The 12,773-nt window shown below is 72.0% G+C and carries 16 protein-coding genes; 7 read left to right on the forward strand and 9 right to left on the reverse strand.

The window, feature by feature from the left end:
• Window positions 1-9 precede the first annotated feature (9 nt).
• The 3 genes from ACZ3YL_RS11580 to ACZ3YL_RS11590 form a co-directional block, all read right to left on the reverse strand.
• Window positions 10-276, reverse strand: a complete 267-nt coding sequence (locus tag ACZ3YL_RS11580) for a hypothetical protein (RefSeq protein WP_188309839.1) — start codon at window positions 274-276, stop codon at window positions 10-12.
• Window positions 277-490: 214 nt separating this feature from the next.
• Window positions 491-835 (reverse strand): rodlet layer protein, encoded by a 345-nt coding sequence (locus tag ACZ3YL_RS11585; protein ID WP_188309838.1) that lies wholly within the window; start codon window positions 833-835, stop codon window positions 491-493.
• Between the two features lie 82 nt (window positions 836-917).
• Window positions 918-1,262, reverse strand: a complete 345-nt coding sequence (locus ACZ3YL_RS11590) for a hypothetical protein (protein WP_031063477.1) — start codon at window positions 1,260-1,262, stop codon at window positions 918-920.
• 327 nt (window positions 1,263-1,589) lie between these two features.
• On the opposite strand from ACZ3YL_RS11590, the gene ACZ3YL_RS11595 reads away from it, so the two are divergent.
• On the forward strand, window positions 1,590-2,297 hold the full coding sequence (locus tag ACZ3YL_RS11595; protein ID WP_465656826.1) for a hypothetical protein: 708 nt from the start codon (window positions 1,590-1,592) through the stop codon (window positions 2,295-2,297).
• An 88-nt stretch (window positions 2,298-2,385) separates the two neighbouring features.
• Here the strand turns inward: ACZ3YL_RS11595 and ACZ3YL_RS11600 are convergent, their stop codons facing one another.
• From ACZ3YL_RS11600 to ACZ3YL_RS11615, 4 genes are all read right to left on the reverse strand, one after another.
• Entirely contained in the window at window positions 2,386-2,772 is a 387-nt protein-coding gene (locus tag ACZ3YL_RS11600) for a hypothetical protein (protein ID WP_188309836.1), read from the reverse strand.
• 149 nt (window positions 2,773-2,921) lie between these two features.
• Window positions 2,922-3,191 carry a chaplin gene (locus ACZ3YL_RS11605; protein ID WP_188309835.1) on the reverse strand — a complete coding sequence of 90 codons (270 nt, stop codon included), beginning with the start codon at window positions 3,189-3,191 and terminating at the stop codon, window positions 2,922-2,924.
• 108 nt (window positions 3,192-3,299) lie between these two features.
• A complete protein-coding gene (locus tag ACZ3YL_RS11610; protein WP_188309834.1) occupies window positions 3,300-3,542 on the reverse strand; it encodes a chaplin in 243 nt (80 codons plus the stop codon).
• Between the two features lie 232 nt (window positions 3,543-3,774).
• The gene (locus ACZ3YL_RS11615; RefSeq protein ID WP_188309833.1) at window positions 3,775-3,978 is read right to left on the reverse strand and encodes a hypothetical protein; all 204 of its coding nucleotides are present in this window, start codon (window positions 3,976-3,978) and stop codon (window positions 3,775-3,777) included.
• A 131-nt stretch (window positions 3,979-4,109) separates the two neighbouring features.
• Between ACZ3YL_RS11615 and ACZ3YL_RS11620 the strand changes: the two genes are divergently transcribed.
• Together ACZ3YL_RS11620 and ACZ3YL_RS11625 are read left to right on the forward strand one after the other, a co-directional pair.
• Entirely contained in the window at window positions 4,110-4,349 is a 240-nt protein-coding gene (locus tag ACZ3YL_RS11620; RefSeq protein WP_188309832.1) for a chaplin, read from the forward strand.
• 244 nt (window positions 4,350-4,593) lie between these two features.
• Window positions 4,594-6,270: an RICIN domain-containing protein gene (locus ACZ3YL_RS11625; RefSeq protein ID WP_317621510.1), complete on the forward strand. Its 1,677-nt coding sequence runs from the start codon at window positions 4,594-4,596 to the stop codon at window positions 6,268-6,270.
• An 8-nt stretch (window positions 6,271-6,278) separates the two neighbouring features.
• Here the strand turns inward: ACZ3YL_RS11625 and ACZ3YL_RS11630 are convergent, their stop codons facing one another.
• Window positions 6,279-6,866, reverse strand: coding sequence for a DUF4291 domain-containing protein (locus tag ACZ3YL_RS11630; RefSeq protein ID WP_188309831.1), 588 nt, complete (start codon window positions 6,864-6,866; stop codon window positions 6,279-6,281).
• A gap of 155 nt (window positions 6,867-7,021) precedes the next feature.
• On the opposite strand from ACZ3YL_RS11630, the gene ACZ3YL_RS11635 reads away from it, so the two are divergent.
• The 3 genes from ACZ3YL_RS11635 to ACZ3YL_RS11645 all read left to right on the forward strand — a co-directional run bounded on the left by ACZ3YL_RS11635 (window position 7,022) and on the right by ACZ3YL_RS11645 (window position 10,393).
• Complete coding sequence (locus ACZ3YL_RS11635; protein ID WP_465656829.1) at window positions 7,022-8,308, forward strand: glycosyltransferase family 39 protein; 1,287 nt, start codon at window positions 7,022-7,024, stop codon at window positions 8,306-8,308.
• 63 nt (window positions 8,309-8,371) lie between these two features.
• Window positions 8,372-8,860, forward strand: coding sequence for a MarR family winged helix-turn-helix transcriptional regulator (locus tag ACZ3YL_RS11640; protein WP_188309829.1), 489 nt, complete (start codon window positions 8,372-8,374; stop codon window positions 8,858-8,860).
• 93 nt (window positions 8,861-8,953) lie between these two features.
• On the forward strand, window positions 8,954-10,393 hold the full coding sequence (locus ACZ3YL_RS11645; RefSeq protein ID WP_465656832.1) for a DHA2 family efflux MFS transporter permease subunit: 1,440 nt from the start codon (window positions 8,954-8,956) through the stop codon (window positions 10,391-10,393).
• A gap of 57 nt (window positions 10,394-10,450) precedes the next feature.
• Here ACZ3YL_RS11645 and ACZ3YL_RS11650 read toward each other — a convergent pair whose 3' ends face one another.
• On the reverse strand, window positions 10,451-11,080 hold the full coding sequence (locus ACZ3YL_RS11650) for a hypothetical protein (RefSeq protein ID WP_411293105.1): 630 nt from the start codon (window positions 11,078-11,080) through the stop codon (window positions 10,451-10,453).
• A gap of 333 nt (window positions 11,081-11,413) precedes the next feature.
• Between ACZ3YL_RS11650 and hemL the strand changes: the two genes are divergently transcribed.
• Window positions 11,414-12,742 carry a glutamate-1-semialdehyde 2,1-aminomutase gene (hemL, locus tag ACZ3YL_RS11655; RefSeq protein ID WP_188309826.1) on the forward strand — a complete coding sequence of 443 codons (1,329 nt, stop codon included), beginning with the start codon at window positions 11,414-11,416 and terminating at the stop codon, window positions 12,740-12,742.
• Window positions 12,743-12,773: the final 31 nt, after the last annotated feature.

Genomic DNA, 12,773 nt, shown 5'->3' on the forward strand with positions numbered 1-12,773 from the left:
TTCCGGCTGTTACTTCCAGCCGTTGATGTGCGCGAAGCCCTCGCCGCCGCCCACCAGGTCGGTCGCGGTGGCGGCGCCGCCACCGAAGCCGCCGGCGACGACGTCGGAGGTGTGGCCGACGCCCCACTCCATCCCGGCCACGAACGGCTGGTCGCCGGAGGCGACGATGCCGCCGCCGCCCGCCAGGCCGACGTGGGCGAACGCCGGGGTGGCGGCACCCGCGAGCGCGAGCGCGGCGGTGGCGGTCAGGGCGGCCTTGGCCAGCTTGCTCTTCATGGATCTGCCCTCTCTGTGGGGGCGCCCCGCGGGCGCCCTTGCTCTGACTGGTGATCACCTCGGCCGCCCGGCCGACGTCGCACGCGCCGGTCCGGACGGACGGTCACCCGGTCGGCCGCAGTGGTTCGGCGGCCGGGCCGGACACCTCGGTCAAGCCCGGAGGGCCCGGGGAGACCATCCTCCCCGGGCCCTCCGTCCGTGCCATGCCCCTTGATCAGCCGATCAGGTGCGAGACACCCGCGTCGCCCGAGGACTGGGTGTTCTGGCCGACGTTGCAGATCTGCTTCGGGGTGCTGTTCAGGACGGGCACCTCGACCGGAACCGCGACGCCGACGACGGCGACGGCGATGTTGTGGACCTCCGGCAGGCAGATGTTCGCGTTGTCCAGGGTGTGGAAGTTCGGGCTGCCGTTGCCGTGGGTGCCGGTCTGGTTGGTGCCGCCGTTGCCCTGGACGGAGGTGGCGGCGCCGTCCGAGTCGACGATGGCGGAAGCCGAGCCGGCGGACATCGCGATGGCGGCGGCGGCCAGACCGGCGGCGGCGAGGGACTTCTTGATCATTTCCGGTTTTCCTCTCGAGGGTGAATCTGGGAGCGATTCGGGGGTGGTTCAGGGGGTGGTGCGGTGGAGGGCTGTGGGAGCGTCAGCCGACCAGGTGGGACACGCCCGCGTCGCCGTGGCTCTGGGTGCCCTGGCCCTGCGTGCAGTACTGCTTGCCACCGCTGTTGGCGATCGGGACCTCGACCGGGACGGCCACACCCAGAACGCCGACGGCGATGTTGTGGATCTCGGGGAGGCAGACGTTCGCGTTGTCCAGGAAGTGGAAGTTCGGGCTGTTGTTCCCGACCGTCCCGGTGAAGTTGGTGCCGCCGTTGCCCTCGATGGAGGCGGCCGCGCCGTCCGCGTCACCGATGGCGGAAGCGGGTGCGGCGGCAGCGGCCAGCGCGGCGACGGCCAGGCCGGCGGCGGCGAAGGACTTCTGGATCATGGGGAGATCCCTCTCTGAAATGCTTTCGGTTTCCGTGCGTAGCAACGCGTCGAACGCTCAGACCCGGTCTGCAGTCACTGACGTCCAGATCAAAGAATGACGGCACGGAAGGTTACGGGGATTTTTGAAAAGAGTCCGGGAGGCGCGTCCGGGAGTGGTTTCCGGTCGGATTATTAGGCCGAACCGGCTAACGCCCGCAATCCGAACTCCTGGTCACTCGTTGCGCAGATTGCTTTCCGGCTGCGGGCACCGCAGTCCTCCCCGATGGAACTCCGCTACTGGACCACCAGGACGTCCCCAGTACGGACAGGCAGAACGGTGAAAAGCATGAAGTTCTCCAAGCGGGCCGGCGCGATGCTGCTGGCGGTCGGTGCGGGCGTGCTCGCCTCCCAGGGAGCGGCCACCGCCGCCCCGGTGAGCCCCGACCAGGTCGGGGCCCTGGAGGACAAGCTGTCCACCCAGCAGGTCCCGGCGGACGTGCCGCTCACCCCGCTGGGCAGCCACGTCACGGCCGGCATCCCGACCTCGCTGGTGATGCCGCCGGCGTCCGGCCGCACCACCGACAACGGGCTGCTCCCGGACCACCTGGTGCCCCAGCTGGCCACCGGCAAGGTCGGCCCGAGCGCCAAGGCCCAGCTGCCGCTGCCGCTGGTCGACCAGGGCACCGACCTCGGTCAGGTGCTGCTGGAGGCCCCGGCCGCGCCGCTGCAGGCCAAGACCCCCGGCCTGGACGTGGGCAAGCCGCTGGCGCTGGTGCACGACGGCACCGGCCAGCTCGCCGACGGCCGGCTCCGGGTGGACGAGGTGGACCCGCACCTGGTGCCCGGCGCCGTGCAGACCGTCCCCGGGGCCACCGCGAGCCTCGGCGGCGACGAGAGCCGGCTCTCCGTCACCGACGAGGTGAACGACCTGGCCGACACCACCACCGCGACGGCCACCGGTGTGCTGCGGCAGACCGACGCGACCGGCACGGCCACCTCGACCGCCACCGGCCTCGTCCAGCAGAGCGGTCTGGTCGACCTGGCCCGGCTCTGAGCCCGATCGGAGCCGGCGCTGAGCCCGCGCCGGAGCCCGGCACCCCTGGTCACCAGGCGGGGTGCCGGGCTCCGGCGCGTCCGCGTCCTCAGCCGGGCAGGACGCCGGACAGCCCGCCGACCAGCGGGAGGTCCTTGACGCCGCCGCCCGCGCTCAGCGGTCCGGTCAGCGTCCCGGTGCCCACCGGGGCCAGGCCCTGGTCCGGCTGGACGGTCGCACCGTTGTTGAGCACGTCGGCCGAGGAGTTGGCCCACGGGTCCAGACGCAGGCTCTTGATCGGCGCGACGCCGTAACCGAGGCCGGACGTCGTCCCGTTCAGCGCCTGCCCGACGTCGGTCTTGGCCAGGGTGGCCGGGCCGGCCGCGGGCTGCGGGCCCGAGCCGGTGGTGGTGGCGGCCTGCGCCGAACCGGCGCCGAGCAGCACCACGGCGCCCACGGCGGCGGCCAGCCCGGCCCCGCCCTTCTTCGAAACCATGCGGATCACCCTTCGGTGGAGTGGGGCGCGGCCCGACGAAACCCGGGAGACCGGCCCTGGGGTTCCGGACGTCCCGTCCGGGGATGCCGAACTGCCCCCCGGCCGGCTGGTCGGGGGGCAGTACGGCCGAAACGCGTGCCGATCGGGGATCAGCAGTCGTCCGCGGGCTGCGGGTGCATCTCCACGTTGGCGCAGCTGTTGCCGAAGGCCGGGTTCAGCGCACCGATCACGTCGATGGAGTTGCCGCACAGGTTGAGCGGGATGTGCACCGGGATCTGGATCTGGTTCCCGGAGGCGACACCGGGGGAGCCGGCGGCGACGCCCTCGGCGCCCGAGCTGGCGGCGGCGGAGCCGGCCGCGCCCAGGATCAGGCCGGCGGCGGCGGCGGACAGGACGGCTGCCTTCTTCACGTTCTGCATGGGGTTGATCTCCTCGATCACACACGGGTGGAGCGTGCCGCGCCCCGGCGCTGCGGGGCGCGGCACGGGCTCGGTGAATCAGCTGTCGCCGGGTCGGCGACCGCGGGTTCAGCCGGCGTTGAGGCAGCTGTTGCCGAACGCCGGGTTGAGCAGGCCGATGACGTTGATGCTGTTGCCGCAGACGTTGACCGGAATGTGCACCGGGATCTGGATCTGGTTGCCGGAGAGCACGCCGGGGGAGCCGGCGGCCACGCCCTGGGCGCCCGAGCTGGCGAACGCGCCGCCGGCGGCACCGAGCACCAGGCCGGTGGTGGCCAGGGAGAGGGCAGCGGCCTTCTTGAGGTTGCGCATGTCTTTCCTCCGATTTCTGCCCGACGGAAGGTGAATGTCGGGAAACGGGCGAGTAGGAATACTCACCCGAAGGCTTCATGGATTGCCGTGATTGTCACTCCGGCGGCGCACACCGGCGTGTTCCGCCCATGGCTCGGGCGTCGACGCGGCCGCCGCGTTCTTCCAGCGCCTCGCGAACATTTCCCGCACGGCCGGGAACGGTTCGGGCGGAGGCGCGACCAGGAATTCCCGGTCAGGCGTTCAGGCGATGTCGCCGAACGCCGGGTTCTGGGGGGCCCGCCACGTCGACCGACTTGCCGGTGGCCTCGGTGCCGTCGAGGCCGTGGGCGAGCTGCGCATGGGCGGTACTCGATTCATTGAGCAGGGCCGGGTGTTCCGTCTTCGTCAGGGAGAACGAGGCAGTGCGCGAGGGGAAACGGTCCGGTCCGGTGATCACCCGAATGCCGGTCGAGGGTCGCATTGGGCCAGACGGGTGACAGTGCGGGCGCCGTCGCAACCGGTCCGGACGGGCCTCGTTCTAGATGTCGCACTCCCCGTGCATCTCTGTTGATCAGTCAGGAGGCTCGCATGAGCATCAAGAAGACCGCCGCCGTCGGCGCGGCCGTGGTGGGCATCGTGGCCGCCGGCGCCGGCACCGCCATGGCCAGCTCCGGCGCCGAGGGTGTCGCCGCTGGTTCCCCCGGTGTCATCTCGGGCAACCAGATCCAGGTTCCGGTGCACGTGCCGGTCAACCTGTGCGGCAACACCATCGACATCGTGGGTCTGCTGAACCCGGCGTTCGGCAACCACTGCGCCAACCTGGGCTGAACCCACGACCGGTTCGGCCGGTGAGAGCCGCCGTTCCGCGCTTCCCTCCTGGGGCGCGGAGCGGCGGCTTTTTCGCTGCCGCCGGACTGTCCCGGGGTCAGTTCCCGGTGCTGTCACGAGCCTTGTTGTACTACTTGTCAGTACCTAGAATGTGAGACCTGCTCACCTTTTCGGCACTTCTCCTGCTCCGCACCGCTCGGCACCCCCGGCCGGACGGTTCCCCCACCCCCGCAAGGAGTCGCGTGTGATCAGGTTCCGCACGTCCGCGGCGCGGCGGGCGCGAACGGGCTCGTCCCGGTCCGCCGCCCTGCTCGCCACCGGCGTCCTCATCGCCACCCTCGGCCTGGCCGGCGCCCCCGCCGCCCTCGCCGACAACGCCCCGGCGCCGGATCCGGCCGCCACCCGCCCCGCCGCGATCGTCGCCCTCGGCGACAGCGCCATCTCCGGGGAGGGCGCCGGCACCGACACCAACGACGGCTACTTCCCGGAGACCGACACCCCGACCAACTACTGCCACCGCCACCCCAAGTCGGAGATCTTCACCACCGACATCCCCGGTGTCACCCCGATCGACCTCGCCTGCTCCGGCGCCCAGACCGGCGACCTGGTCAGCGACCCCGCGCTGGCCAAGATCACCGGCGGCGGCAGCGGCGACTTCGGCGAGCCCAAGCAGGACGTCAAACTCGCCGACACGGCAAGCAAGTACGACGTCAAGATGGTCGTCGTCACGATCGGCGCCAACGACGACTTCGACTTCAGCGGCATCATGATGCACTGCCTCGCCCAGTACTTCCCGATCCCCAAGGACCAGGGCTGCCGGGACACCATCGGCAGCGACGAGATCCGCCGGCGGGCCCAGGCCGTCCAGCCGAAGGTCGTCGCCGCGCTGCAGAACATCCGGCAGACCATGCGCAAGGCCGGTTACGCGGACACCTCGTACCAGCTGGTCTACCAGTCGTACTTCAACCCGATCACCCCGGACATCCGGCGCAACGACTACCTCGGCAAGATCACCGACGGCTGCCCGGCCTTCCCCGAGGACCTCGCCTGGGGCCACGACTGGGTGGTGCCCACGTTCAGCGACGCACTCCGCGGCGCGGCCGAACAGGTGCCCGGCGTACGGTACTTGGACCAGCGCAGGGTCGCCTTCGGTCACGAGGTGTGCGCGGAGTGGACGACCTCGCCGTACGAGTACAGCAACGGCGACGTCATCAACCTCTCCGAGTGGGCCCGCAACGGCTGCGACTCGCAGATCGGCATCCCCGGGCTGTGCATGAACATGGTCCGCCAGTCGTACCACCTGAGGGTGGCCGGCTACCGCGGTGAGGGCGTCTGCCTCGGCCAGTTCTTCGCCAAGCCCGACCAGGCGGAGGCGTACTGCACGCTCAACCAGCAGAACACCACCTCGATCCAGCCGCTCACCCCCGGGAAGCCCTTCGGCGACACCCCCGAGGACGGCTCCTGGTACCAGCTCACCAACGCGGCCACCGGCAACGCCCTCGACCTCACCGGCGGCGGCAGCTACGGCGACTCCACCAACGGCCGGGCCGCCATCAGCTACCCGGCGACCGGCGGGCTGAACCAGTCCTTCGTCCTGGAGGCCAAGGCCGGCGGCAGCTACGAGCTGGACTTCAGCGGCAACCGCGACATGTGCCTGGACGCCAGCGCGGCCGCCACCGCCCCCGGCACCCGGATCCAGCAGTGGGGCTGCAACGGCGGCGCCAACCAGCACTGGGTCTTCACGCCGGCCGGCAACGGCAACTACAAGATCGCCGACTCCGCCGACCCCACCAAGGTCCTCGCCGCCGGCACCACCCTCGACGCCAAGGGCAACCCCTACGTCGAACTCGCCACCGACACCGGCGCCCCCGCCCAGCTCTGGCAGCTCACCAAGCTCGGCATCGTCTACCTCCACAGCTGACCACCCCGTCAGGCCGTCGCCGCCCCCACCCGGACGGCGACGGCCCCACCCACCGGGTACGGCGTCTCGACCGGCAGCAGTGCCCGGTCCCGCTCCCGCCGCACCCGGTCGGCCAGCGCGGTGACGTCCGTGATCCGCCGGATCCACTCGTCCGCGTACCGCCGCACCGCCTCGCCGGACAGCCCGACCTGGATGGTGCGCCACTCCAGCGCCCCGAGGTCAGGCCCGCGCTCCGGATCCCACTGCACCCGCACCGGGCTCTGCCGCAGCTCTCGCTTCCAGGCCGCCCGCGACACGTGCACCCGCCCGGTGTAGCCGCTCAGCACGGCCCGCTCCAGCGCCCAGTCGAAGCCCTCCCGGCTGATCTCCAGCGCGAGCACCCGCTCCTGGCCCGGGCTCCGCCCCCAGTCGCTGCGGTGCATCATCCAGAGGAACGAGGGCTTGATCCAGGTCATCCGGTCCCGCGAGAACGCCTCCGGGAACCGCCCCTCGGCCGCCGCCGGTTCGGCGATCAGGGGCGGGAAGGCCTGGTAGACGGTGATGGTGTCGGCGGTGTGGCGGGCCCGGATCTGCTGCTTCGGCGGCTGGGTGGACATGGGCCGCATCGTCGTGGCCGACGCCCACCGGGCGCCACTGGTTTTCGGGGTGGGCGGGGACGGTCGGGGGGCCGGGGGTGTGCCGTAGGCTCTCGGGAACGTCGTTGCGCCGGAGCCGCGCGCACCATGAGTGGGGCGGGGAGTACCCAGAGCAGATGAGCACGGCATCGAGCACCGATTCGTCCAGTACCGAGCCGTCCAGCGCCGAGCCGGTGGCCGTCGCGGAGGAGCGGGCCGAGGAGCGGGCGGGCCGTGCGCCCGGTCGCTTCATGGCGCTGGTGGACCGCTTCGCACCCGCGGTCGGCGCGTACGCGGTGGTCAAGGCGATCGGCCTGACGGTCTTCCTGCTACTGCTGGAGCACACCGGCGACTACCTGAAGAAGCAGGTCGGCCGGGGCGGCGGCGCCCACTCCTGGGACGTGCTGGGCACCTGGGACGGCGTCTGGTACCAGCGGATCGCCGAGAACGGCTACGACCCGCAGCTGATTCCGCTGCACGGCTTCCCGCTGGCCACCTACTACGAGAACTCCGCCGCCTTCTTCCCGCTGTACCCCTGGCTGATGCGGCTGGTCGGCGCGGTCACCGGGCTCGGCCCGTACGGCTCCGGGATCGTGGTCTCGGTGCTGGCCTCGCTGGTCGCGGCGGCCGGGATCTTCGCGATCGCGGAGCGGCTCGCCGGCTTCCGGGCGGGTGTGATCGCCGCGGTGATCTGGGGCCTGTTCCCGGGGTCGGGCGTGGAGTGGGCGGTCTACTCGGACTCGCTGTTCGTCGCGCTGTCCGCCTGGGCCTGTTACTGCGTGATGACCCGCCGCTGGGTGGCGGCCGGCCTGATCGCGCTGGTCGCCGGTCTCAACCGGCCGACCGCCGCCGCGCTGATCGCGGCGGTCTCGATAGCGGCGCTGGTCGCGCTGGTCCGCCGCACCGACGGGGTGGCCCGCCCGCTGACGGCGATGCTGATCACCCCGTGGGGCCTGTTCGGCTACGTCGCCTGGGTGGGCTGGCGGATGGGCGACTGGGGCGGCTACTTCAAGCTCCAGCGCGGCGCCTGGAACCGCTACTTCGACTTCGGCGCCTCCACCGCGCGCACGGTGATGGACGTGATCACCGGCCACTGGGACTTCTGGCAGTCCAATCCCGTCCCGGACCTGATCGCGATCGCCCTGCTGATCGCCCTGCCGGGGCTGCTGGTACTGCTCCGGCAGGCCCGTCCGCCGCTGGTGCTGTGGGTCTACACCGCGCTGACCGTCTTCACCGCGCTGAGCAGCAACCAGATCTTCGGCAACATCTCGCGCTACCTGCTGCCGGCCTTCCCGCTGTTCATCGGTCTGGCGGTGGCGCTGCGCCGGCTGCGGACCTCCTCGCTGGTCGGGCTGCTCGCGATGCCGGTGATCGCGGCGGGCTGGTACGCGGGCTATGCGCTGTTCGAGTTGGGTATTCCGTAACCCCGGTGTTGGTTGGCTACGGGATCATCCGGCAGCAGACGGGCCGTTGCTAACCTCGGACGTATGACGACGACCCCGCCCGTGCGGCAGATCCGCGACATCTCCGGCCTGCTGGACCACGCGAGCCACGTGCTGGCGACCCGGATGGCGGCCGCCTTCACCGCGCTCGGGATCACCCCCCGCGCGTACTGCGTGCTGTTCCACGCGCAGGAGGCCGAGCGCACCCAGATCCAGCTGGCCGAGCTGGCGGACCTGGACAAGACCACCATGGTGGTCACCGTCGACGAGCTGGAGAAGGCGGGCCTGGCCGAGCGCCGCCCGTCCGCCACCGACCGCCGGGCCCGGATCATCTCGGTCACCGAGGCGGGCGAGCGCGCCGTCGTGCGGGGCACCGCGATCGCCGACCAGGTGCACCGGGAACTGCTGGAGTCCCTGCCGCAGCCGGAGCAGCAGGCCTTCGTGTCGGCCCTGACCCGGCTGGTGGACGGGCACCTGGCGGAGCCGGTCGAGAGCGAACGGACCGTCCGGCGCGCCCGCCGCGCCCGCGGGTGAGCCGCGCCCGGGATCTGCTCCCGAGATAGATAGTCCCGAACAAAACAATCTGATAGCGTCCTTCCCGGTACTCGACGAACCGGGAGACCCGCCATGACCACGCACGCCCCGGCCGCGCCCGACAGGGCGCCCGCACCCCCTGCCCGCTCCCGCGCCCTGGCCCTCGCGGTGCTCTGCGCGGGCATGCTGATGATCATCCTGGACGGCTCGATCGTCACCGTGGCCCTGCCTGCCATCCAGGACGACCTGCACTTCTCGCCCGCCGACCTCACCTGGACGGTCAACGCCTACCTGATCGCCTTCGGCGGGCTGCTCCTGCTGGCCGGCCGGCTCGGCGACCTGATCGGCCGCAAGCGGGTCTTCGTCGCCGGACTCGCCCTCTTCACCGCCGCCTCGCTGCTCTGCGCCCTCGCCACCTCGCAGGCGATGCTGATCGCCGCCCGCTTCCTCCAGGGCGTCGGCGGCGCGCTGGCCTCGGCCGTCAGCCTCGGCATGATCGTCACGCTCTTCCCCGGATCCGGCGAGCGCGGCCGCGCGATCGGCGCGTTCAGCTTCGTCGGCGCGGCCGGCGCCTCGATCGGCCAGGTCCTCGGCGGGGTGCTCACCCAGGCCCTCGACTGGCACTGGATCTTCCTGATCAACCTGCCGATCGGCCTCGCCGCCGCCCTGCTGGCGGTCCGGGTGCTGGCGCCCGACCGCGGCCCCGGCCTGCGGGCCGGCGTCGACGGCCTGGGCGCCGCGCTGATCACCGCCGCCCTGATGCTCGGGATCTACACCATCGTCGGCACCGGCGAACACGGCTGGGCCTCGGCCCGGACCTCCCTGCTCGGCGCGCTCGCGCTCGCCCTGCTGGCCGCCTTCACGCTGCGTCAGGCCCGGGCCGCCCGGCCGCTGCTCCCGCTGCGGATCTTCCGTTCCCGCGGCCTCGCCGGCGCCGCCGCGGTGCAGGCCCTGATGGTCGGCGGGATGTTCGGCTTCCAGGTCATGATCGCGCTCTACCTGCAGAACGTCCGCGGGTACGGCGCCGCCGCCACCGGCCTCGCGATGCTCCCGGCGGCCCTCACCGGCGGCGCCGTCTCGCTGCTGCTCTCCGCCCGGCTGAACGTCCGCTTCGGCGAGCGCCGGATGCTGCTCACCGGCCTCGGGCTGCTGCTCGCCGGGCTGACCCTGCTGACCAGGCTCCCCGCCGACGCCGACTACGTCCTCGACGTGCTGCCCACCATGCTGCTGATCAGCGGCTTCGGCCTGGCGATCTCGGCGCTCACCGCCCTCGCCATGGCGGGCGTCGACCCGCGCGACGCGGGCACCGCCTCCGGCCTGTTCGGCACCGCCCAGCAAGTCGGCGGCGCGCTCGGCGTCGCCGTGCTCAGCGCCCTCGCCACCGGCCGCGCCCACGCCCTTGCCGACGCCGGCCGGCCCGTCGCGGAGTCGCTCACGGCGGGCTTCCGGCTCGCCTTCACGGTGGCCGCCGGACTGCTCGCGCTGGCCCTGCTGCTGGCCTCGGTGCTGGTCAGGCCCGCCGTCAGGACATGACGGAGGGTCAACTCGTCGAACCCTGGGTCGTGTTCACCGACCCGGGGTGCGCGGGTGCTACGGCCAGACCAGGCAGTACAGCTGGTGTCCGGCGTCGTGCAGCCGGTTGGCGAAGTCCTGCCACTCGTGCAGCATGCTGTAGATCACGAAGGCGTCGCGCGGCCCGCGCCGGTCCGGCACGGTGGACCAGATGAAGGCGGCGGCGCCGAGTTCGGTCTCGTCGGCCTTGCGGAGCGGTTCGACCACGTTGTGCGGGAGTTGGACGACGGCGTAGTCGGGGTGCAGCACCACGAGTTCCAGCGGCGGCACCTGGTGCAGCGGGACGCCCTGGATGCCGGTGAGAACCATGGCGCTCATGGTCTCCGGTTTGATCTTGGTGGAGAGGTGGCCGGTGGGGGAGCCGCTGGTCTCCATCAGGTCGCCGAGCCGCCCCAGCGCGCCGAGCTCACCGGCGTCCAGGCCGAGTCCGCCCGGGCCGAGGGCGGTGGGCACTCTGGCGGCGGTCGCGCGGTCCGGTGCGCCGAAGTACTTGTACGTCACCCCCACGCGTCCCTCACCCCGCCTCTCGCCGCCGCGGCGACCCCGACCCGTACCCGCTCCCGTACCCCCGCGTGCGGTTTCGGCGGGCCTGCGGGGGCCACCCGCTGCCTCGTCGAAGCCGTCCTGCGCCTCGGACACTCGGACCATCCTCACCGGAATTCGCCGGAATCGACAGACCCCCGCACGCCCGGCGTCCCGCCGGACGTGCTCCTTACCCGTCATGCGCCGCCGTACCCACTCGCGGGCCCTACCCACTCGCGGTACGCGGCAGTCCTCTCCACACCCCTGCACACAACCGGAGCGCTCGCGCACTCTGTGCACACAGTCTGACTGGTCCGCGTCGCGGAACAGTCAGCGGCCCCGCCCGTAGACGACCGTCGAGGACGACCGTCAGGGACCACCGTACAGACAACGGTGCCCGGATCATCGTTCCAGATGATCGGGCTGGACATGCAGAGCTCAAGGACACGATTTGAGACCATGTCTCCCGTGAGCTACCCCTACGAAGCCCCCCAGTCCCAGTCGCTGTTCGATCGTGCCTCCGTGGTCACGCCCGGCGGCGTCAACTCCCCGGTGCGCGCCTTCCGCGCGGTCGGCGGCACGCCGCGCTTCATGGTGTCCGGCGCCGGCCCCTACCTCACCGACGCCGACGGCCGCGAGTACGTCGACCTGGTGTGCTCGTGGGGTCCGATGATCCTCGGCCACGCGAACCCCGCCGTGGTCGACGCCGTCCAGCAGGCGGTCTCCCGAGGCACCTCCTTCGGCACGCCCGGCCAGGGCGAGGTCGAGCTGGCCGAGGAGATCGTCGCCCGGGTCGCCCCGGTCGAGCAGGTCCGTCTGGTCTCCTCCGGCACCGAGGCCACCATGTCCGCGATCCGGCTCGCCCGCGGCTTCACCGGCCGGGCGAAGGTGGTCAAGTTCGCCGGCTGCTACCACGGTCACGTGGACGCGCTGCTGGCCGCCGCCGGTTCCGGCGTGGCCACCTTCGGCCTGCCGGACACCCCGGGCGTCACCGGCGCCCAGGCCGGCGACACCATCGTGCTGCCGTACAACGATCTGGCCGCCGTCGAGCGGGCCTTCGCCGCCCACCAGGGCGAGATCGCCTGTGTGATCACCGAGGCCTCGCCCGGCAACATGGGCGTCGTCCCGCCGCTGCCCGGCTTCAACGCGGGCCTGGCCCGGCTCTGCCGGGACAACGGCGCGCTGTTCGTCTCCGACGAGGTGATGACGGGCTTCCGCGTCTCCAAGGCCGGCTGGTACGGCCTGGAGGCGGCGAACGAGGGCTGGGCGCCGGACCTGCTGACCTTCGGCAAGGTCATGGGCGGCGGCTTCCCGGCCGCGGCCTTCGGCGGCCGCGCCGACGTGATGGCCCACCTGGCCCCGGCCGGCCCGGTCTACCAGGCCGGCACCCTGTCCGGGAACCCGGTCGCCACCGCGGCCGGCCTGGCCCAGCTGCGCGGCTGCACCGACGAGGTGTACGCGACGGTGGACCGGGTCTCCGCCGAGATCTCCGGCCTGGTGTCCGAGGCGCTCACCAAGGAGGGCGTGGCGCACCGGCTGCAGACCGCCGGGAACATGTTCTCGGTGTTCTTCACCGACGCCGCCGTCACCAACTACGACGAGGCCAGGACCCAGGAGGCGTACCGTTTCACCGCCTTCTTCCACGCGATGCTGGCCGAGGGCGTCTACCTGCCGCCGTCCGCCTTCGAGTCCTGGTTCGTCTCGGCGACCCACGACGCCCGGGCGATCGAGCGGGTCGCCGCGGCCCTCCCGGCCGCCGCCCGCGCCGCCGCCGCCGCAACGGCCTGAGTTCAGGAGTAGTCGAGAAGTGAGCGCGAAA

It is taken from the genome of Kitasatospora sp. NPDC023176 (assembly GCF_055560495.1).